Genomic DNA, 20,681 nt, shown 5'->3' with positions numbered 1-20,681 from the left:
CGCGATGCGTCAGCCGTAGGTGGGGTACTGGGGCCAGCCGTCGGGGCTGTCCTCCCAGTCCTGCTGGCGGCCGTAGGCGGTGCGATCCATGATGTGCGCGACAGGGAGGATCGCTTCGGTGCCGCGTGCCGTCGTCATGTAGGTGAGATAGGGAGTGCCGTCCTTGAGCAAGTAGTAGGAGTAGCCCGGCTGCTGGCCGTCGTGACCTTCGGCGTCGGTGCGCGTCCAGCCCCAGTCGTGGTGGTAAGTCGTGTCGTAGGACGACACCCACGTGTGGTCCCAGCCGCGTCGCTTGCGCCAGGCCTCGAGCTTGTGGATCGGCGCTTGGGAGATCATGGCGAAGGCGATGCCTTCCCCGGTCAGTCGGTGCATGTTCGCGGGCAGGTTGTCGACGGCCCACGTGCAGCTCGGGCAGCCCTCATCCCAACGGGGGTCGAACATCACGTTCTGCACCATGAGCAGGTAGTGGTCACCGAACAGCTCGGTCAGCCTGACCAGGCCGTCGGGGCCCGCGAATGTGTAGTCGTCCACCTCGATCATCGGCATCCGGCGGCGGGCCGCCGAGACCCGGTCGTCATGCCGGGTCGCCTCCTTCTCGCGCTCGACCTGCTCGGCAAGAGCGAGGTCGAACTCTGCGCGGCCGACAACGTGCGGGGCGGCTGCGGGTTGCGAGCTCTTCTCATTGCTCATCGTGGATGCTCCTCGGACTAGTCTCATCCGTTCACCGTGGCCGTTCGCACAGCCCCGGATGTTCACGCCGTGTACATCGACGCTATGATGGGACTATGTCCCTGTCAAGGGCACGAGTGCGAGGAGGGCGGATGCCGGCGCCGCAGACCAGGAGCAGCTATCACCACGGCGATCTCCGGGCGGCGCTGATCGCGACCGGCCTCGATCTCACCCGCACCGGGGGCCCTGACGCGTTGCGATTGCGCGAGGTCGCGCGGCACATCGGCGTCTCGCCGAACGCCGCGTATCGGCACTTCGCGAACCATCACGCATTGCTGGCCGCCGTCGCCGCGGAGATTCAGGACCGCATGGCACAGAGCATGCGCGCCGAGATGGGTGTCTCCGAGGCGGAGGATGCGTCAGCTCGCGCGGTGGCGAGGCTGCGCGGGGTCGGGCTGGGGTATGTGGGCTTCGCGATCGAGGAGCCCGGGTGGTTCCAGCTCGCGTTCTTCGCGCCCGAGGGCATCGAGCGCCCGGACGGGCAGCTGCCGCCCCCGCTGGTGCTGCTGCACGACGCGCTCGACGCGCTCGTGGACGCGGGCGTGCTCACCGCTGCTCAGAGGACCGGGGCCGAGTGGTCATGTTGGTCGACGGTGCACGGTTTCGCGGAACTGACCATTCACGGGCCGCTCCGGTACCTGCCGGCCGACCAGGTGCGCGCACTGGCGGCGCGTGCCATCGACGACATCAACACCGGAGTTCTCACCCCGTAGAGAGAATGAGCGGACTTCAGCTTCCCTGCGGTCCTGTCGGGGAACCGTCACGTGTCTCTGCGGTGCTGACCGCCCGCGAGATGCTGCCAAGATGGACGCATGGAACTGATCATCCAGCCCGACGACCGCGCCATCGCCACGATCGTCGCCGACGCTGTCACCACCCTGCTGGCGGACAAGCCTGACGCCGTGCTCGGGCTGGCCACCGGCTCCTCGCCCCTGGCCGTCTACGACGAACTCGTGCGCCGGAACGAAGCCAGCGAGGTGAGCTTTGCCCGCAGCCGGGCGTTCATGCTGGACGAGTATGTGGGCCTGGCTGCCGAGCATCCGCAGCGGTACCGGAACGTGATCGAGACCGAGTTCACCGGCCGGGTGGACATTCGGGCAGAGGCGGTCCAGGGCCCGGACGGGCTCGGTGAGGACATCCCCGCCGCGTGCCGTGCCTACGAGGACGCGATCGCCGCTGCCGGCGGGGTGGACCTGCAGATCCTCGGGATCGGCACCGACGGCCACATCGCCTTCAACGAGCCTGGCTCGTCGTTGGCTTCCCGCACCCGGATCAAGACCCTCACCCGGCAGACCCGGCTGGACAACGCCCGGTTCTTCGACGACGACCTGGAGCAGGTACCCACGCACTGCCTCACTCAGGGGCTGGGCACGATCATGACCGCCAAGCACCTGGTGCTGGTGGCCACCGGAGCACACAAGGCGGAGGCGATCCACCACCTCGTGGAGGGCTCGGTCTCGGCGATGTGGCCGGCCACGATCATGCAGCACCACCCCCACGCCACCGTGCTCGTGGACGGCGCCGCCGCCTCCCGGCTGCAGCTGGCCGACTACTACCGGGAGACCTACGAGACCAAGCCGGCTTGGCAGAGCCTGTGACCGCCGTCGTGATCGGTCCGGACGGTCTGGCCCGACCGAGCTGGGCGGCCACCGACGACCTGCTCCGGGAGTACTACGACACCGAGTGGGGCTTGCCGGTGACCGATGAGCGCGGAGTGTTCGAACGGCTCAGCCTGGAGGCGTTCCAGTCCGGGCTGTCCTGGGCGACGATCCTGCGCAAGCGGCCCGCGTTCCGAGCGGCGTTCGCGGAATTCGACCCCGATCAGGTGGCCGCGTTCGGCGAGGCGGACATCGACCGGCTGCTCGCCGACGCCGGCATCGTGCGTAACCGGGCGAAGGTGCTGGCGACCATCGCCAACGCCCAGGCCACGCTGGCACTGCGGGACGACGGCGGTCTGGCCGAGCTGGTCTGGTCCTTCCAGCCGGAGCGCACTCCGGTACCGGCCACCCCCGCCGAGGTGCCGACCACGTCTGCGGAGTCGGTCGCGCTGGCGAAAGAACTGCGACGGCGGGGTTTCCGGTTCGTCGGCCCGACCACGATGTTCGCGCTGATGGAGGCGATCGGGCTGATGGACACCCACCTGGTCGGCAGCCACCGGCGCGGCTGCTCCGGCCTGTGGGCCGCGGACGGCACCCGCGCCTGAGCAGACTCCCGCGCTGCAGTTGCTCTTGGCCTGCCGATCGTCAACGATGCACAGTGTGTCGAGGAAGCAGCCCGCCGATGGGCCATCCCGGATCACGATGCGTGACATCGCCGAGATCGCCGGTGTGTCCCGGACTACGGTCTCGCACGCACTGAGCGGCCAGGGCCGCGTGGAGGCATCCACCCGAGAACGTATTCGTGAGATCGCGCAGGGGGTCGGGTTCGTCCCTAGTCCGACGGCCCTCGCGCTGAAGACCGGACGCACCGGCGTTCTGGCCATCGTGAATGCCACGACCGGTGGATCGCTGGAATACTTCATGCTCGCCGCCAGCGCGGCATCGTATGAGGCGCTCGAGGCCGGGTACACCCTGGCGCTGGTTCCGAACGAGCGTCAGGAGACCTGGGTCCGGCAGCTGCCGATGGACGGTGTGATCGTCCTGGATCCTCTGGACGATGACCCGATTATGGCCGCTCTACGCGAGCGAGGCACACCGGTGGTGACCATCGGGGACGCACCCGCGCCGCCGGGCCTGGAGGTGCCGACGGTCGGGACTGATCGTGTCACGGGTGCTGACGATGTGCTCGACCACTTGTACGCGCGCGGGGCACGTCGGCCCGCGCTGATCATTGACCACCAGCGGCGCCGATGGATCGTGGAGACCCGACGCGCGTACACCGAGTGGATGCACCGGCACCACCTGGAACCGGTCATCCTCGATGTCGTCGACGAAGCCCCGGACGAGGATGTGTTCGAGGCAGTGCGCGATCTGGTGCAGTACGGCGAGGTGGACGCTGCCTACGTCCCTTTCGGCCCGATGGCGGCCGGTGTGCTCGCCGCGATCGAGGATCTGCACCTGGAGGTGCCGAGGCAGTTCCGGATCGTCTCCCAGGAAGGGATCCGGGCACGGACCGGGCGTCCGACGTTGACCGCGCTCGATGACCGGCCGGACGAGGTTGCGCGGCTCGCGATGCACGCGCTGATCGAGCAGCTCACCGGCCCAGGCGCCGCGATCGGCTCCCGACTGGTCCAGCCGAGTCTGATCGTGCGTGAGACCACCTGATCACAGTGCTTCGCAAGCGAGGGACCGTCGCGATTCTTGACCTGCCAACTCGAGTTGGCTACGTTCATGCCACCCAGTCGTCGGGAGGGCAACGATGCAAGAGCCAGTAGGGGAGCCATGTCATGACCAGCCATGACTCGACGATTACCGTCGGAGTCGACGAACGGGTCTCCATGCCCCGGAGCATCCTGCTCGCCATCCAGCACGTGCTTGCCATGGACATCTACATCGTCCCGATCATCCTTGCCGGAATGCTCGCCATGAGTGTGGGCGAAACCTCGACGCTGGTGCAGATGACCTTGGTGGCCTCCGGTATCGCCACCATTCTGCAGGTGACGATCGGTACGCGGCTGCCCGTTGTTCAGGGGCCGTCCTACATTCCCCTCGGAGCGCTCGCCGCGATTGGCGGCGGATTCGGTCTGGCGACGATGATCGGGAGCCTGATTCCGGGTGCGCTGCTGGTCACGGCTCTCGGATTCGTCAAAGCCGTCGGCCGGGCAATCCGATGGCTCATCCCGCCGATCGTCGCTGGAACGGTGATCCTGGTCATCGGTATCTCGCTGATGCCGGTCGCCTTAGGGAATATCTATGTGGCCGGTGACGGAGCCGCCGCGCCAGAGCTGACCGTGGCGCTCATGACAGCAGTCCTGTTGGTCGCTTTCCTCGTTCTCGGCGCAAGGGCCCATAAGGCGCTGAGAATCTTGAAGCTCTGTTCGGTGCTGCTGGCCATCGCAGGGGGCACTGTGGTCGCAGCGTTCTACGGCATGGTGGACTTCTCAGCAGTGGCAGAGGCGTCGTGGCTCGCCCTGCCGGGGATCTTCCAATATGGCCCGCCCCAGTTCGAGCTGAGCGCCGTGCTGACCCTGGCTGTCATCTACCTCATCGTGCTGGTCGAGAGCACCGGAACGTGGTTCGCCGTCGGTGGCGTGACCGGGAGAAAGATTACCGACCAGGTGATCACCGGCGGCGTACGGGCGGAAGGGATCGGTTGCACGGTGGCGCCGATCATCGGGGGGATGCCGGTGACCGGGTACGCAACGAACGCAGGGGTCATCGCCATCACGGGGGTGGCCAGTAAGCGCGTCATCATCTGCACCGGTGGGATCCTCATCGCCCTGGGGCTGGTGCCGAAGTTCTCCACGCTGATCGCCAGCATTCCCGAAGTCGTGATCATGGGCGCGTTCTGCATCGTGACCGTGATCATCGCGATGAATGGAGTGAAGATTCTGGGGAATGTCGCGATGTCGGAGCGGAACATGCTCGTGATTGGTCTTCCGATCCTGGTCACCCTCGCTGCATCGACGATGCCCGCGGACCTCAAGGAATCCTTCCCGACCGTCCTGCAGTACTTCATCGAGGGCGGGATGGCGCTTGGTGCGGTCGCCGCTCTCGTCCTTAACCTGGTCCTGCCGCGGGACAAGAAGTCGGTGCCGGTGCGGGAAGGGCTTGCCGAATGACCGGGGATCTCCCGAAGAGAGAGGACTGAGCGCACGGTGACTGATGTACGCGGGAAGACTCTAGTGGGACGTTTCTCCCACGCTCCGGTCCGCGGTGCGGTCGAGACCTGGACCGAGGCACTCGTCGCGATCGATCACGACGGCCTGCTGGTGGAGTGCGTTCAGCGCACAGACCCACGGTTCGACCAGATGCTCGCCGAAGCAGAGAGTCGCGGCTCCCTCGTCCGAACACCCTCGACCAGCTGGATCCTGCCGGGTTTCGTCGATCTGCACATCCACGCGCCCCAGTACCCTCAACTCGGTTCTGCGCTGGATCTGCCACTGGAGCAGTGGCTGGACCACTACACGTTCCCGCTCGAGGCGCGGTTCGCCGACGTTGAGTACGCCGAGGCCGTCTACTCCACCCTCGTTGCTGACCTGCTGGCCGCGGGGACGACGACGGCCCTGATGTTCGCGACCATCCATCAGGAAGCCACCCGGGCGCTTGTTGACTCCAGCCTGGACCGCGGTCTACGCGCGCTCGTGGGCAAGGTTGCCGCCGATGACGAGCAGCAGTGTCCAGACTTCTACCGGGACGCTTCTGTTGCCGCGGCCCTGGATGGTACCGAGGCGCTGATCGACTATGTCCGCAGCCACCGGAAGAACCAGGAGAAACTCGTCCTGCCAGTGGTCACCCCGCGGTTCGTGCCCAGCTGTACCGACGAGACGTTATCCGGGCTGGCAGCACTGGCCGCGCGGTATGACACGCACGTGCAGACCCACTGCTCCGAGAGCGACTGGGCAGAGAGCTACGTGCAGCAACGCACCGGGTATCGGGATGCGGAGTATCTCGATACACTCGGCCTGCTCACACCGAAGACGGTTCTGGCCCATTCCGTCTTCCTCTCTGAGACGGACATGGACCTGGTCGGCAGCCGGTCCAGCGGTATCGCGCACTGTCCACTCTCGAACGCCTACTTCGCCAACGCTGTGTTCCCCCTGCGGGCCGCACTGCGCAAGGGTCTGCACGTCGGGTTGGGCACAGACATTTCCGGGGGCCCCAGCCTGTCGATGCGAGATGCGATGACCATGACAGTGACCGCCTCACGGATGCTGGACCGCGGTGTCGACCCCGCCCTGTCGCCCGAAGAGCGAGGCCGGTCTGGCGCAGCCGAAGACTGGCGAACAGCTTTCCACCTCGCCACCGCAGCAGGCGGGGAGGTGCTGGACCTGAAGGTCGGTGCGTTCGTCCCCGGCTACGCGTTCGACGCACAGCTGATCGACACTGCGGCCGAGGGCGGCACGATCCGCATGTTCGCCGACACCGCCAGCAGCGACGCCAGCCTCGCCAAGATTCTCTACAACGCGACGCCCGCCAATATCTCCGAGGTGTGGGTCGCCGGACGTTCGGTGGCCGGACGCGACCCGGGGCCAGCGGACGGCACCCGAGCCTGAGCGGGCTGTGCCCGATGGGCAGCGTCGCTTACGGTGGAGTGATGATGGGTAGAGGGCGGGGAAGTGAGTTGGGCCGACAGCTCCTGCCGCTTGCGGCAGCCGCCGCGGTGCTGGTGGGCCTGTCCGGCTGTGATCTGGCACCGCCCGACCAGGACCCGGAGCAGAACCCGAGCCCGGAGCAGAGCCGATCGGCCGGCACCGATGCCGGCACCGGCGAGGACACGGCCTCCGGCCCGATCGAGCTGACCAGCCCGATCGAGTTCCTGCTCGTCGAGGAAGTGGGCGAGGCCCCCTGTGCGGAGGGCTTCGTCGCGGGTAGCGAGGACGAGGAGTGCTTCCGGCTCGGTGACGGGATGGAGGTCACCGAGGTGATCGAGCTCGAGCTCGGCGCGGAGGTCACCCAGGAGGGGGCCGAGACCGGCGCCCCGCTCGTCAACCTGACGATGATCGAAGAGGACGGCACGGAGTTTGCCGATCTCACCTCCGAAGCGCTGTCCACCGCCACCCAACGCGTAGCGATGGTGGTCGACGGCGAGGTGGTTGCTGCACCGCAGGTCGCTCAGGAGATCTATGGCGGACAGGTACAGATCACTGCCTGGGACGACGCCGAGGAGTTCGTGGCGGAGGCCACCGGCGGCTAGGGCTGCCTCGGACCAGGGGGAGCGAGTCCGGCGTCCTGCGGTCGGTAGGCTGGTGGGACGATCGACATGGAGGAACTCTCACCACTGTGGACGTGCGTTGGCTGAGCGCCCCGGAGGGCGAGGTCGAGGCGGCGATCTCGGACCTGGACAAGGAGTCGCGACCGCAGGTGGCGCCGAAGCAGCACGCGCTGGTGATGGTGAACATTGCCCTGCTCCTGGTGTACTTCGGTGTGGTCTGGCTCGTGTTCGCCGACCGCATCGACGCCGCGGCCCGGCCACGGATCGAGCTGACGGCTTGGCGCGACCTCGGTGTGGCCCTGGTCGTCTTCGCCCTCTGGTGCTACGCAACCTCCCGGCTGAACGCGTGGGCGGGTCAACCTCGGCGCAGTACCCGGTTGCGGGTGTGGCGCCAGCACTTGACCGCACTGGCCAATGACCTCGCCCCCGAGCCCGTGCGCCGCGCCACCTTTGCTTCGCTGATCACCGGGGAGCACCGAACCGCGGCCTGCTCCCCGCGGTTCGTGGCGGACGACACCGAGTTCGGCAATCTGAAGAGCCGCCGGACCAACACCCTCGAGTGGCACTATCTCGCCGTGACCTTGCCGGCCCCGCTGCCGCACCTCTTCGTCGAAGCCTCCGGCGCCGGATCCCTTCCCCGAGGGTTTCCTCGGGCTCACGGCGATCAGCGGCTGTCCCTGGGCGGCCCGTTCGACCGCCGGTTCGCGCTGTACGTCCCGCCCGGCTACGAACGGGACGCGCTCTTCGTGCTCACGCCGGTGGTGATGGCGGCGCTGGTGGACCACGCCGCCGGCTACCACCTCGAAGTCACCGGCGACACGCTGGTGTTCTTCACCGCCGAGCTCGCTGACTTTGCCGAGCCCGACGTGTGGCGTGCGGTTGGCTCGGTGCTCAGTGGCGCAGTACCGGCGTTGGTGACGCGTGCCGACCGGTACCGGGACGAGCGGGTGCCGGGGCAGCAGGCGGAGGAACGACTTGCCGCGATCCGGTTGGCGATGACGACGCCAGGGTCCACCTGGGCAGAGGCCGACCGGCGGATCGGGGAGAAAGGTCGACGGCTGCAGCCAGGCAGGCGCCGAGTGCGGTGGTCCAGGGTCCGAGAGGCGGTAGGAAACGTTGTGCTGCTCTGGGTGTCGTTAGCGGTCGGCGGATTTGCCCTGGTGGCTTTCGTATACGCGATGTACACGCTGGTGACCGCGCTCACCAGCGGCTGATGCCGCCGGAGGTGACATCCTGACCAGATGACTCGGATCAGCGTGCATGGCCGCGCCACCCACAGCCACCGACCGCTCCGTGCCCAGGTGCGTATCGCCGTCTCGCTGGAGGGCAGGGACCGGGCCGCCGTGCTCGCGGAGAGCACGGCCACGCACAACCAGGTCGCCGAGCAGGCGCGCGCGCATGCCGACTCCGGTGCGGCCACCTGGTGGGGTGCCGAGCAGGTGCGCAGCCAGCCGGTGAAGGAGTACATCAAGGACTCGGACACCACGATCACCAAGTTCCGGGCGACGTCCCAGGTGGTGGTGCGGTTCCAGGACTTCGACGCCCTTGCCGCCTGGGTGAGCGCCATCGCCGAACAGCGCGGGGTGAACGTGCAGGGCATCTCCTGGGAGCTGACCCAGAGGGCCCGCCGGGAGGCCGAGGCTCAGGCGCGGGCGGATGCGCTGCGGGACGCGGTGGCCCGAGCCGCCTCCTACGCGGCGGCGCTCGGCGCCGGCGCCCAGACCCCGGAGCTCGACGTCGTCTACGAGGATGGTCTGCGGCCGAACACCTCCGGTGGGTCGGGCGGGCCGGCAGCCTTCGGTGCCCGCGCCGGTGGCGGTTCCCCCGGTGGCGGTGCCGCGCTCGCGTTGCTACCGGGTGATGTTGACGTCACCGCTGTGCTCAGTGCCGACTTCCTGCTGACCGACCCAGCCGAGGACTGAGCGCCGCGTCCGAGTGTGGCGTGCTGATCTTGCCCTGCCCGGAATCATCCGGTCGTGCACTTGACAGTACGGTCGGGATGAGCCGACCATACGGGAATGGCAGACCAAACGGGAGATCCCGACCGCTCGCCGCCGGCACATGCCCCGGACTACTCGCTCGCCGACGGACTCACCTTGGAGGACCCCGCCCAGTACCGGGCGCTGTTCGAGGAGACACGGCAGTCGATCATCACGCTGCTCAGCGAGCGGGCAGCCACCATCACCGAGCTTGCCGCCGCCCTCGGTAAACCCAAGGGCACGATCGGGCACCATGTGCAGGTGCTCGCCGATGCGGGCCTGGTGCACGTGGTCCGCACGCAACAGGTCCGCGCCCTGGTGGCCAAGTACTGGGGCCGGACCGCCCGGATCTTCTGGTACCACCGCACCGGTGCCGCCGTCGGCGACGCCCAGCGCATCCTGGAACGCGCCGCCGTCGAAGTGGGTCACCTGGAAGAGGCGGCGTCAGCGGCCGGTCGCGAGGCCGGCGGGATCCTGGACGTGAACCGGCGCGACGTGCGCCTCCCGGTCGAACGGGTGGGGGAGTTCCGGGACCGGCTCGCCGACCTGCTGGTCGAGTTCGCTGACCAGCCCCGCTCCGGTGACGTCACCTACGCGATGGTCTACGGCGTTTTCCGCAGCGAGCACGCGGCGCTGCCCCCGGCCGGCGAGGACGGATAGTGACCACCGGGGAGGGTGAGGCGTCCTCCGAACCCGTAGCCACGCCGTCGGCGGAGAAGTCCGGCCGGAGACGTCCGGCGGCACTGGGTGGAAACTACTGGAAGCTGTTCACCTCCGCCACGATGACCAACCTGGGCGACGGGCTGATGTCGGTCGCGATGGTCTGGCTGGCCTCCACCCTCACCCGCGACCCCACCCTGATCGCACTGGTGGGCTTGGCCTCGCGGCTGCCCTGGCTGCTGTTCTCCCTGCCCGCCGGGGTGATCACCGACCGATACGACCGCCGGGTCCTGGTCGTCTCGATGGACGTGGTCCGCGTGCTGCTGCTTGCTGGCTTCGCCGCCGTTCTGCTCGGCCACCAGGACGTGCTGCCCGACCCGGAAGCGCTCGCTGCCGGCACAGCCGAGCCTCCCGCCAGCGCAGCACTGCTGCTGACGCTGCTCAGCCTGCTCGCCCTGCTGCTCGGCTGCTGCGAGGTGGTCCGGGACAACTCCGCCCAGACCCTGATGGCCTCCATCGTCAGCAAGGACCACCTGGAGCGAGCCAACGGCCGGCTCTGGGGCGCCGAGACCGCGATGAACAACTTCGTCGGGCCGCCGTTGGCCGGTGTGCTCCTCGCGATCGCACTGGTCTGGCCGTTCTTCTCCAGTGCGGGGCTGATCGCGGCCGGTGTGCTGCTGGTGGTCTCGCTGCGCGGGTCGTTCCGGCCGAAAGGGCAGACGGCGTCCGGCAGGATTCGCTGGCGCGCCGAGATGGGGGAGGGGTTGCGCTGGCTCTGGCGGCACCGCTTGCTCCGGACGCTGGCCCTCGTGCTCGGTGGGATGAACATGCTCTCCGCGATCGCGTTCATCCTGATGGTGCTGTTCGCCCAGGAGGTGCTCGGCCTGTTCGAGGGCTGGCAGTACGGTGCGGTCATCACCGGCGTGGCGGTAGGTGCGGTGATCGGCTCCCTGGTGGCCGAGCGCATCGCCCACTGGCTCAGTCCAGGGACCAGCCTGTTCGCCGCGATCGGCGTCGAGGCGCTCACGTTCACCGTGATCGGCCTGACCTCGAGCGCTGTGGTGGTCTGGTTGGCCGGTGTGCTCAGCGGGGTGGCGATCGTTCTCTGGAACGTGGTCACCGTGTCCCTGCGGCAGCGGATCATCCCGGACCAGCTGCTCGGCCGGGTGAACTCGGTCTACCGGTTCTTCGGCTGGGGCACGATCTCCCTGGGCACCCTGCTCGGTGGTGTGCTGGTCTCGGCGGGTGAACCGTTCCTCGGCCGGGAATGGGCGCTGCGGCTACCTTTCCTGCTCGCCGGCGCCGCCTACCTGGTGCTGCTCGCCCTGGCCCTGCCCCGGCTGACCACCGCGGCGATCGAGTCGGCCCAGGCCCGCGCCGAAGCCGAGCAGACCGGCGACCGGTAGCGGCAGCGCGAGCCGCAGAGCACCCGGGTGGCGCGCCTGGCGATTGACTTTAGTATGAGAGGTAACTAACCTGCCGAGCCACTGGTCATCGATGCCTAGCGAAGAGGAGGTGAGGACGTGCCGGACCTCCCGGTCGCCGTCAATCTCCGCTTCATGCGCGAGGTGAACACCGCGGCGGTACTGACCAGCCTGCGCGAGCTCGACCCGGTGAGCGTGGGTGGGCTCGCCGAGTCCACCGGCCTCTCCCGGCAGGCGGTGGCTCGCGTTCTCGACGAGCTGCAGAACGATGGACTGGCCGAGGTGCTCCCGCCGGACCGCACCGAACGAGCCTCCGGACGACCAGCTCAGCAGGTGCGGTTCCGCGCCGAGGCCGGCTACGTCGTCGGCGCCCTGATCGATCCCCAGGTCATCCATCTCGCTGTCGCCGATCTGCGCGGCAGCGTGGTGGCGACCTCCCGCGCTCCGCTCGAGGCAACGCCCCAGGACCAGCATGTGCTCGACCTGCTGGTCGGTGAGACCCGGGCCCTGCTCGACGGCGCCGGAATCTCGGTGGCCGACGTGTGGTCCGCCACGGTGGGAGCCCCCGGCATCATCGACACCGAGACCGGCGTGATCAGCGTGGTCCCGTCCATGCCGGTGCTCACCGGGGACGTCCTGGTCGCGGCGCTCGGCAGCTACCTGTCCTGCCCGGTGTATCTGGACAACGACCTCAAGCTGGCCACCCGAGGTGAGCTCTGGAAGGGCATCGGAGTCGGAGCCCGGCACCTCGTCGTGGTGCACTGGGGCGAACGGGTCGGCGCCGGGATCGTGATCGACGGCGTGCTCTACCGCGGCGCGTCCAACGATGCCGGGGACCTGGGGTTCTTGGACATTCTCGCCGGCGACGTCGACCCGGTGCCGGGCCTTGGCCGGTTCGAGTCCTGGGTGGGGGTGCGAGCGCTGATCCACCTGGCCGCCGACGAGCTCGAGACCGCCGGGGAAGGTGACCGTGCCCGCGCGGTCCGCGAGGCCGGCGAGGCCGCCTTCGATACCGTGCTGGACGGGATCCTCCAACAGGACCGGCCACTGCTGGCGGCCATCGCCCGGCTGGCCGGCAGGTTCGCCCACGGCCTGGTGGCGCTGCGTACCATCCTCGACCCGGAGCTGGTGATCCTCAGCGGACCACTGGCCCGAGCCGGGCGCCCCCTGCTGGCGGCGCTGCACCAGTCCCTCACCGAGCAGCCGCTCACCCCACCGACGCTGCGGCTGTCCACCCTCGGCCGCGACGCCGTCGTGCACGGAGCCCTCCGGCACAGCCTGGACCAGGTGGAGGCCGGCGGCTACGTACACACCGAGAGGAGACCCTCAGCTTTCAGCGCCGGAGTGCCGGCGTCCCCCGTACTGGCTGACTAAGGAGAAGGACCGACATGAATCCGCGAACCCGTAGAACGGCGATCGGGATGATCGCCGGCAGCGCGCTGCTGCTCGCCGGATGTGCCACGGCCGGCAGCGGCGAGAACGAAAGTGAGTCCGAACCGCAGGAGGTCTCCACCGAGATCACCGACGAGGAAGTCACCCTCGTCCTCGCCTACGTGGACGATCCGCCCACCCAAGCGTTGGTGGACGGTTTCGAAGAGCAGTACCCGAACGTCACCATCGAGCCGCAGCAGACCGACTTCGGCAACTACATCACCTCGATCACCCGGTCGATGTCCTCCGATGACGCACCCGATATCGCGCAGTACAACCCCGGGGCGATGCGCTCGCTGATACCGGCCGGTGAGGTGCTCGACCTGACCGCCTACTACGACGCCTACGGCTGGGGGGAGGCGTTCCCGCAGGCCAGCCTGGACCAGCTGATGTCCGACGACGAGGCGATGCAGTTCGCCACCGGCTCGCTGTACGCGGCACCCGGTGCGCTCTCGGTGCTCGGCGTCTTCTACAACAAGGACATGCTCGCTGACGCGGGCATCGACTCACCCCCGCAGAGCGTCGCAGAGTTCGAGGAGGCGCTGGCGGCGGTGGACGACAACGGCGACCAGCCGCTGAGCGTCGGCGGGCTCGAAGTGGGCGGCTTCCAGCTGTGGAACGTCCTGCTGAACAGCACCGGTGACACCCAGCAGTACCTGGACTGGGTCTACGGCGCGCCGGACTCCACGATCGAGACCGACGCCGCCGCGCAGGCCGCGCAGACGATGGCGGACTGGGTGGATGAGGGCTACATCTCGCCGAGTGCGAACGCCACCGCCGACTCCGACGCCCTGGCCGCCTTCACCGCCGGTGACGCTGCGTTCTTCGTGACCGGCAACTGGTACGCGTCCACGATCGAGGACGAGCTCGGTGATGCCGGCGGGTTCTTCGTGCTGCCCCGGGACAACGCGGACGAACCGCCCGTCGCGTCCGGCTCCTCGGTGTCCTACTCGATCTCCTCCCGCTCCGAGCACCCGGATGTGGCTGCCGCGTTCTTGAACTACATGAGCAGCCCGGAAGCCGGCCAGATCGCGATCGATACCGGGTTCATGCCGGTGGACACCGACGCCGGTGCCGCTGCAGAAGGCACCCTCGGCGAGGTTGCCGAGGCATTCGCGCCGGTCGCGGAGAACGACAACATCGTGCCGTTCCCGGACTTCGCGGCCCCAGGGATGATCGACCAGCTCACCGCCGGCATCCAGGGCATCATCTCCGACCAGATGGAGCCGGACGCGTTCCTCACCTCGATGCAGGACACCTGGACCTCCTACCATGGCTGACCCTGCCACTGCCGAGGTGGTGCGGCCGCAGAACTCTCGCGGCCGCACCACCAGCCGGCGCTCCAGCAGCGTCACCAGGCGACGGCGGACCAAGGCTCTGGTCTACCTGCTGCCAGCGCTGCTGATCTACATCGGGTTCGTCATCTACCCGGCGGTGAACACCATCCAGCTCTCCTTCCTGACCTGGGACGGGGTGCAGGCGCCCACCCCGGCGGGGCTGGACAACTACGCGCAGATCTTCCAGAACCCCGAGCTCTACCGCTCGGTGCTGAACGCTCTGCTCCTGATCGTGTTCTTCACCGTGATCCCGGTGATCGTGGGTCTGGTGATGACCGCACTGCTGATCGGCAAGGTGCGCCGCGGGATGACGTTCTTCCGCACCGTGTTCTTCCTGCCGCAGGTGCTGCCGCTGGTGGCCGTAGGTATCACCTGGCGGTGGCTGTACGCCGATACCGGCATCATCAACCAGTTCTTCTCCGCGATCGGCCTGGACTCCATCACCCGAGCCTGGCTCGGCGACTACGACCTGGCGCTGTACGCCCTTGGCTTCATCGGCACCTGGTGCATGAGCGGACTGTGCATGATGCTGTTTCTCTCCGGTGCGCAGAAGATCGACCCCGCCCTGTACGAGGCCGCGAAGATCGACGGCGCCGGCCCGCTGCGCCAGCACCTGAGCGTCACCCTGCCCGGAGTTCGCCCGGAGATCACGATCGCCAGCGTGATCACCACGATCGCGGCGCTGGCCAGCTTCGACCTGGTGTTCGTCACCACGAACGGCGGCCCCGCCAACCAGACCAACGTGCCCGCACTGCTGGTCTACCGGCTCGCCTTCACCCGCGGTGAGGTCGGTACCGCCAGTGCTCTGGCCATCGCCCTGACCGTGCTGGTGATCATCTTCGTCATGCTGATCCGCCGCATCACCCGGGAGGCCCGCTGATGAGATCCTCCACGAGCGGGCTCGTCCTGCGCTACGCGATCCTGATCCTGCTGGCCCTGCTGATCCTGCTGCCGTTCGTCTCCCTGGTGCTGGCCGCCCTGCACGAGTCCGGCTCCACTGTGGCCGGACTCGCCCTGCCGGAGACCTTCCACTGGGAGAACTTTGCACTCGCCTGGCAAGAAGGCGGCTACACCAACCTGATGCGATCGAGCTTCATCGTCGCGTTGGCCGCGGTGCCGATCAACGCGATCTGCGCGATCCTGGCCGGGTTCTCTCTCGCGGTCCTGCACCCTTGGATCGGCAAGCAGCTGTCCGTGTTCTTCGTGCTCGGGCTCACCCTCCCGGTCGAGCTGATCGTGATCGCGCTGTACTTCAACCTGCGCAACGTCGGGCTGACGAACAACTATCTCGGTGTGATCGGCGGCGTGGTGGCGCTGCTGCTGCCGTTCGGCGTGTACTGGATGCAGTCCCACTTCGCCTCGATGCCGCCCTCCCTGGTGGAGGCCGGCCGGATCGACGGCGCAGGCGACCTCACTCTGCTGCGCCGCGTGCTGCTGCCGCTCTCCGGCCCGGCACTGACCACGCTGGCCGTGCTGGTGTTCATGTGGACCTGGAACCAGTTCCTGCTGGTGATCGTGCTGATGCAGGACCCGGCGATGCGCACCGCCCCGGCCGGGCTGGGCCTGTTCGTGGGGCAGTACACCACCAACATCCCGCTGCTCGCGGCCGCCACGATCATCACCGTGGCGCCGATCGTGATCATGTACCTGATCTTCCAGCGCAACTTCATCGCCGGTATCAGCCAGGGAGCGATCAAGGAATGAGCGCACACCTCGACCCGCCCGCTTGGGTGCCCGCGCTGGAGGCGTTGGCCCGCCGGGTGCTCGGCGACCTGGCCGATCAGGTCCGCTTCGCCGGGCTGGACCGCCCGGGCCGGCAGTTCGCCACTGAGGCCAGCGCCGGGCGGCTGACCGTGCGTGGCACCGATGCCGGCAGCGCCGCCGTCGGCCTGCACGAGTACCTGCGCAGCCACTGCGCCGTCGAGGTCAGTTGGGACGACCCACGACCGCCCGCCCCTGATCACCTTCCGGATGCCCCGGTCAGCAGCGGCACCGCCCGGGTGGAGGAGACCTACTACCTGAACTTCTGCACCTTCGGCTACACCACCCCCTGGTGGGACTGGACGCAGTGGGAGCAGGAGATCGACTGGATGGCGCTGCGCGGGATCACCACCCCGCTGATGCTGGTGGGCCACGAGGCCGTGCTGCATCAGGTGCTCACCGACGAGGGACTGAGCCCGGAGGAGGCGGCCGAGTTCCTCTCCGGCCCGGCCTACTTCCCGTGGCTGGCCATGGGATGCCTGGACGGGCACGCCGGCCCTCCGCCGTCGGGATGGATCGAGTCCCACCGCGACCTCGCCGGCCTGATCCTGCGCCGACAGCGCGAGCTGGGGATGCGCCCGGTGCTGCCCGCGTTCACCGGGCACGTGCCCCGCCAGCTTGCTCCGACCGCTCGGGAACGGTCCTGGCAGGGTCATCGCACCTGGATCCTCGAACCGGACGATCCGTTGTTCCGGCGGCTGACCAGCGCGGTGGTGCGCGCTCAGCAACAGCTCTGGGGCACCGATCATCGCTACGCGGCGGACCCGTTCATCGAGATGATCCCGGTCGAGGATGACCCGGGCTACCCCGGGCGGGTGGCCGCGGTCCTGCACGCCGGGCTGACCGATGCCGACTCCCGCGCCGAGTGGTACCTGCAGACCTGGCCGTTCTCCTACGACAGCCAGTTCTGGACCCCGGAGCGGGTACAGACCTTCCTGGACGACATCCCAGGCCGGGTGACGCTGCTGGACCTGTGGGCGGAGACCGACCCGCAGTGGCCCCGGTTCGACGGCTTCGCCGGCCACGACTGGACCTGGTGCGCACTGCTGAACTTCGGGGGCCGCTCGGACCCGATCGCCGACCTGCCCGGACTGGACGCCGCTATCGACCGTGCGCTGATCGGCCCGCACCCCCCGACGGGGCTGGGCCTGGCGATGGAAGCGACCCGCACCACACCGCTGTACTACGAACGGGTGCTGGACCTGGCCTGGCAGGAGGCGCCTGCGCTGCCCACCTGGTTGGCCAGCCGGGCAGGGCGCCGGTACCGGCTGACCGGCACCGACCTGCACGAGAAGGCCGCGACCGCCTGGCAGGACCTCGCCGGCACGGTACTCGCCAGCGGCGAGTATCTGATCTTTCCGGAGGCCTACACCGGTCTGCTCACCCAGCGCCCACCGCGAGAGGTGTTCGACGACGGCCACCTCGCCGCCGAGGTCGCGGCGCTGCTCTGGTACGACCCGGCGGTGCTGGTACGTGCCTGGCGGGGGTTGGTGGAGGTCGCTGAGGCGGCACCGGAGCGTGCTGCCGGGCCGCTCGGGCGGGACCTGGTGGAGGTGGCCCTGGCGATCGTGCCGCGGTGTGCCGAGCTGGCCTTCCTCGCCGCCTATGACGCCGGCGGGGTCCGGGACCGAGCATCCGAAGCACAGTTCTTCACGGTCTTCGAGGACCTGGAGGCGCTGCTCGCCACCCGCGCGGAGTTCCGGTACGCCGAGTGGGAGGAGGCCGCCGTCGCCTGGGCGCATGACGAGAACGGCCGCGCCGTGCTGGCCGACAACGCTCGGCGGCTGGTGACCGTATGGGGCCAGGTCGGCGACGGGTACCTGGACGACTACTCTGCCCGGCTGTGGAGCGGACTGGTTGCGTACTACGCCGACCGGTGGCGCTGCTGGGCGCAGCTGCACCCGATCACGCCGGCCGAGGAGCCCCGGCTGGAAGAGCAGCTGCAGTCCCTGGAGCGTGCCTTCCTCGCTGACGGACCTCCTGCGAGTGCGAGTGCGAGTGCGAGCGACGGTGACGTGGTCACCATCTCCCGCCGGCTGCTGGAGACCTATGCGGACTTCTTCACCGAGGCCGCTGGGCAGCTGCGGGCCGCGCAGGACTAGACCACTGTGCCGGGAAGGGGCCGGCGCGCCAGAGAAGCAGGGGACACCAGAGAGGTGGGGTAAGCACACAGCCTGACTGTCCGAGGATACGAGCCGCTGGGGCCGCGGCTGCTGCAGGTGGCGGCGACGCTGCCTGGGTGCTGCGCGCGCCGGTGAGCTCCGCCGAGAAGGAGAAACATTTCGATGTCAGAGAACACGATGCCCGAAGCCACTACCAGCACCGCGCTGCCCTCGGTCAGCCGGCGCTCTGTGCTCGTCGGAGGCGGGATCGGCGCGCTCGGCGTGGCCGTGACCGGGTCCCGCGTGCACGCTGTGGGTGGCGGCGGAGGCGGTGGCGAGCGCCACGCCTTCGCGATGGTCACCGATACGCACGTGAACGTCCAGGAGCCGGACCGGACCGCGTCGCTGGAGCGGATCTTGACCGAGATCGCCGATCGCGACCCGGCGTTCGTGCTGAACTGCGGCGACATCACCGACCTCGGTGCCGCCGACGAGTTCCAGCTCTACACCGACACCATCCCGGACGCGCTGCAGGGCCGGATGAAGGAGGTGCCGGGCAACCACGAGAACCAGTACCTCGTGGACGCGCTGGAGGCCTACGACGATCACCTCGACGCGCGCCGGTACAGCTTCGCCTCCGGCGGGCTGCACGTGATCGGCCTGGACCCGCTGGTGATGATGGAGTGGGGCTGGTACTTCGACGCCGAGCTGCTCGGCTGGCTGAAGCGGGAGCTGCGCCAGGTGCCCCACGGCACCCCGATCGTGCTGTTCCTGCACTTCCCGATGAGCGCGGACTGGAACTACGTCCAGAACGATCACGAGCTGCTCAGCCTGATCGAGCCCTACCCGGTGCGGGCCATCTTCGCCGGCCACCGGCACGTCACGAACGTCTCCACCTACAACGGCGCCACCCAGGTGATGGGGAACTCGCTGAAGAACGGCCCGTACTACTACTGGATCGAGGAGACCGACGGCGAGGACGGGCCGGTGCTGGAGGTCACCGAAGTCACCGTGCCCGAGGAGGGGGACGTCACCGAGGAGAAGCTCACCACCATCTCCCTGGCCGGCCCGGGGCGGGACGCGCTGGGACCGGTGCGGACTCGGGCCCGGCCGGACCACTCCGCTGTGGAGCTGCGGGTGGATGTTCCCCACCGGGCCGCAGTGGCCGAGGTGAAGGCCCGGCCCTACCCGTATGCGTACGGGAAGATCGACGGCGGTTGGTCCGAGCTGGAACCCTCGGGTCGCCCGTCACGCCGGTGGACCGGGCAGGTGGACGTCTCCGATCTGCCCCCGGGCCGGCACAAGCTCGAGGTCCGGGTGGTGGGGGAGGACGAGGCGCTCTACGACGACGTGGCCGAGTTCGAGCTGCCGGTCACCTCGGCGCGGATCGGCTGGAGCACCAGCCTCGAGGGGCGGATCCAGGGCGGCCTCGCCTCCCGGGACGGCCTGGTGGTGGCGGCGACCACGAAGGGTGAGGTGGCGGCGTTCAAGCCGACCCACCGCTCGAACCGGCCACAGTGGCGTTCCAGCATCGGCCCGGTGTACCGGGCGCCGGTGTTCAGCCCCGACGGCGAGACGTTGCTGGTGCCGTCGACCGACCACCACCTGTATGGCCTCGATCCGGCCACCGGATACGCCCGCTGGTCGGTCGATCTGGGGGCGCCCCTGGCCGGTGATCTCGCGATCGCGGAGGTCGACGACGAACCGCGGATCCTCCTCTCCATCGGCCAGCAACTGGCGTGCCTGGACCTGACCGGTCAAGTGCAGTGGACGGCCGAGCTGAACGGGATCTACGCCGGGCGGCCGGAGTGTGACGGTGAGCGGGTGTACGCGGGCAGCGGCGATGGGAACGCCTACGCCTTCGACGCCCGCACCGGCGAGGAGGTCTGGCGCAAGCAGCTCACCGATAAAGACACCCGCTATGGCACTGTGCTGTACGGGCCGTGGGCCTGCTACGTGCGGATCCTGGCCGAGGGTGCGGTGCTGTTCACCCGGTTCAGCAACGCCGTCGCCCTGGACGGCGCCACCGGTGAGCAGGTGTGGCTGGGCGAGGGTGATGACCTGGAGCTGCAGCAGGTGGTCTACACCCCACCCACGCTGACCGACCAGGGGATCCTCCTGGTGGACGGCTTCGCCGGTTCGGTGCACCTGTTCGATCCCGATAATGGCCAGCAGACGTGGCATGCCGATGCGGTGCCGCGCAACTTCGCCGCTCAACCGGTGCCGAGTCCGGACGAGGACGGGGTGTACTGGCTGGTGTCGCAGAGCGGGGCACTCGCCCGGATCGACCTCGAGGAGGAGTCAGCGGAGCAGGTGCTGCAGGTGCTCACCTGCTACACCCAGTCCACCGCGGCGATCGTCGGCTCCGGCGCGGAGCAGGTGCTCGTGGTCGGCGGGCAGGACGGTGTGCTCTACGGAGTGGTCGACCTGCAGGCCTGATCGCCG

Annotated in this window: 18 protein-coding genes; 17 read left to right on the top strand and 1 reads right to left on the bottom strand. The window is 68.6% G+C overall.

What is annotated here, in order from left to right; translation table 11 throughout:
• Positions 1-9 precede the first annotated feature (9 nt).
• Positions 10-690 (bottom strand): DUF899 family protein, encoded by a 681-nt coding sequence (locus FU260_RS20820; protein ID WP_147918787.1) that lies wholly within the window; start codon positions 688-690, stop codon positions 10-12.
• A gap of 131 nt (positions 691-821) precedes the next feature.
• Here FU260_RS20820 and FU260_RS20815 point away from each other — a divergent pair, with 131 nt between their 5' ends.
• The 17 genes from FU260_RS20815 to FU260_RS20735 all read left to right on the top strand — a co-directional run bounded on the left by FU260_RS20815 (position 822) and on the right by FU260_RS20735 (position 20,675).
• Complete coding sequence (locus FU260_RS20815; protein ID WP_147918786.1) at positions 822-1,442, top strand: TetR/AcrR family transcriptional regulator; 621 nt, start codon at positions 822-824, stop codon at positions 1,440-1,442.
• Positions 1,443-1,541: 99 nt separating this feature from the next.
• Complete coding sequence (nagB, locus tag FU260_RS20810; protein WP_147918785.1) at positions 1,542-2,327, top strand: glucosamine-6-phosphate deaminase; 786 nt, start codon at positions 1,542-1,544, stop codon at positions 2,325-2,327.
• On the top strand, positions 2,324-2,932 hold the full coding sequence (locus tag FU260_RS20805; protein WP_210418140.1) for a DNA-3-methyladenine glycosylase I: 609 nt from the start codon (positions 2,324-2,326) through the stop codon (positions 2,930-2,932). The genes nagB and FU260_RS20805 overlap by 4 nt, the downstream gene beginning before the upstream one ends.
• Positions 2,933-2,987: 55 nt before the next feature.
• Positions 2,988-3,992 (top strand): LacI family DNA-binding transcriptional regulator, encoded by a 1,005-nt coding sequence (locus FU260_RS20800; RefSeq protein WP_168211891.1) that lies wholly within the window; start codon positions 2,988-2,990, stop codon positions 3,990-3,992.
• Positions 3,993-4,114: 122 nt separating this feature from the next.
• A complete protein-coding gene (locus tag FU260_RS20795; protein ID WP_147918782.1) occupies positions 4,115-5,449 on the top strand; it encodes a uracil-xanthine permease family protein in 1,335 nt (444 codons plus the stop codon).
• Between the two features lie 36 nt (positions 5,450-5,485).
• Complete coding sequence (gene guaD / locus FU260_RS20790) at positions 5,486-6,883, top strand: guanine deaminase (protein ID WP_147918781.1); 1,398 nt, start codon at positions 5,486-5,488, stop codon at positions 6,881-6,883.
• Positions 6,884-6,951: 68 nt separating this feature from the next.
• Positions 6,952-7,524 (top strand): SecDF P1 head subdomain-containing protein, encoded by a 573-nt coding sequence (locus tag FU260_RS20785; RefSeq protein ID WP_147918780.1) that lies wholly within the window; start codon positions 6,952-6,954, stop codon positions 7,522-7,524.
• 86 nt (positions 7,525-7,610) lie between these two features.
• Positions 7,611-8,756: a hypothetical protein gene (locus FU260_RS20780; RefSeq protein WP_147918779.1), complete on the top strand. Its 1,146-nt coding sequence runs from the start codon at positions 7,611-7,613 to the stop codon at positions 8,754-8,756.
• A 27-nt stretch (positions 8,757-8,783) separates the two neighbouring features.
• Positions 8,784-9,464 carry an SIMPL domain-containing protein gene (locus FU260_RS20775; protein ID WP_147918778.1) on the top strand — a complete coding sequence of 227 codons (681 nt, stop codon included), beginning with the start codon at positions 8,784-8,786 and terminating at the stop codon, positions 9,462-9,464.
• 96 nt (positions 9,465-9,560) lie between these two features.
• Positions 9,561-10,181, top strand: coding sequence for an ArsR/SmtB family transcription factor (locus FU260_RS20770; protein WP_147918777.1), 621 nt, complete (start codon positions 9,561-9,563; stop codon positions 10,179-10,181).
• Complete coding sequence (locus tag FU260_RS20765; RefSeq protein ID WP_210418139.1) at positions 10,181-11,587, top strand: MFS transporter; 1,407 nt, start codon at positions 10,181-10,183, stop codon at positions 11,585-11,587. The genes FU260_RS20770 and FU260_RS20765 overlap by 1 nt, the downstream gene beginning before the upstream one ends.
• A 117-nt stretch (positions 11,588-11,704) precedes the next feature.
• Positions 11,705-12,979 (top strand): ROK family transcriptional regulator, encoded by a 1,275-nt coding sequence (locus FU260_RS20760; RefSeq protein WP_147918776.1) that lies wholly within the window; start codon positions 11,705-11,707, stop codon positions 12,977-12,979.
• Between the two features lie 14 nt (positions 12,980-12,993).
• Positions 12,994-14,316: an ABC transporter substrate-binding protein gene (locus FU260_RS20755; protein WP_147918775.1), complete on the top strand. Its 1,323-nt coding sequence runs from the start codon at positions 12,994-12,996 to the stop codon at positions 14,314-14,316.
• On the top strand, positions 14,309-15,253 hold the full coding sequence (locus FU260_RS20750) for a carbohydrate ABC transporter permease (protein WP_147918774.1): 945 nt from the start codon (positions 14,309-14,311) through the stop codon (positions 15,251-15,253). The genes FU260_RS20755 and FU260_RS20750 overlap by 8 nt, the downstream gene beginning before the upstream one ends.
• Positions 15,253-16,077, top strand: coding sequence for a carbohydrate ABC transporter permease (locus FU260_RS20745; protein ID WP_147918773.1), 825 nt, complete (start codon positions 15,253-15,255; stop codon positions 16,075-16,077). The genes FU260_RS20750 and FU260_RS20745 overlap by 1 nt, the downstream gene beginning before the upstream one ends.
• A complete protein-coding gene (locus tag FU260_RS20740) occupies positions 16,074-18,236 on the top strand; it encodes an alpha-N-acetylglucosaminidase (RefSeq protein ID WP_147918772.1) in 2,163 nt (720 codons plus the stop codon). The genes FU260_RS20745 and FU260_RS20740 overlap by 4 nt, the downstream gene beginning before the upstream one ends.
• 183 nt (positions 18,237-18,419) lie before the next feature.
• Positions 18,420-20,675, top strand: a complete 2,256-nt coding sequence (locus FU260_RS20735; RefSeq protein ID WP_147918771.1) for an outer membrane protein assembly factor BamB family protein — start codon at positions 18,420-18,422, stop codon at positions 20,673-20,675.
• Positions 20,676-20,681: the final 6 nt, after the last annotated feature.

The organism is Ruania zhangjianzhongii (assembly GCF_008000995.1).
In the GTDB taxonomy this organism is placed as follows: Bacteria; Actinomycetota; Actinomycetes; order Actinomycetales; family Beutenbergiaceae; genus Ruania; species Ruania zhangjianzhongii.
The sequence above is the reverse complement of the archived record's forward strand: the minus strand, read 5'-3'. Positions and strand labels throughout refer to the sequence as shown.

Coding starts and splice junctions, on each gene's coding strand:
- FU260_RS20820 (WP_147918787.1), bottom strand. CDS start 690: ATGAGCAATGAGAAGAGCTCGCAACCCGCAGCCGCCCCGCACGTTGTC.
- FU260_RS20815 (WP_147918786.1), top strand. CDS start 822: ATGCCGGCGCCGCAGACCAGGAGCAGCTATCACCACGGCGATCTCCGG.
- nagB (WP_147918785.1), top strand. CDS start 1,542: ATGGAACTGATCATCCAGCCCGACGACCGCGCCATCGCCACGATCGTC.
- FU260_RS20795 (WP_147918782.1), top strand. CDS start 4,115: ATGACCAGCCATGACTCGACGATTACCGTCGGAGTCGACGAACGGGTC.
- FU260_RS20775 (WP_147918778.1), top strand. CDS start 8,784: ATGACTCGGATCAGCGTGCATGGCCGCGCCACCCACAGCCACCGACCG.
- FU260_RS20770 (WP_147918777.1), top strand. CDS start 9,561: ATGGCAGACCAAACGGGAGATCCCGACCGCTCGCCGCCGGCACATGCC.
- FU260_RS20755 (WP_147918775.1), top strand. CDS start 12,994: ATGAATCCGCGAACCCGTAGAACGGCGATCGGGATGATCGCCGGCAGC.
- FU260_RS20750 (WP_147918774.1), top strand. CDS start 14,309: ATGGCTGACCCTGCCACTGCCGAGGTGGTGCGGCCGCAGAACTCTCGC.
- FU260_RS20745 (WP_147918773.1), top strand. CDS start 15,253: ATGAGATCCTCCACGAGCGGGCTCGTCCTGCGCTACGCGATCCTGATC.
- FU260_RS20740 (WP_147918772.1), top strand. CDS start 16,074: ATGAGCGCACACCTCGACCCGCCCGCTTGGGTGCCCGCGCTGGAGGCG.
- FU260_RS20735 (WP_147918771.1), top strand. CDS start 18,420: ATGTCAGAGAACACGATGCCCGAAGCCACTACCAGCACCGCGCTGCCC.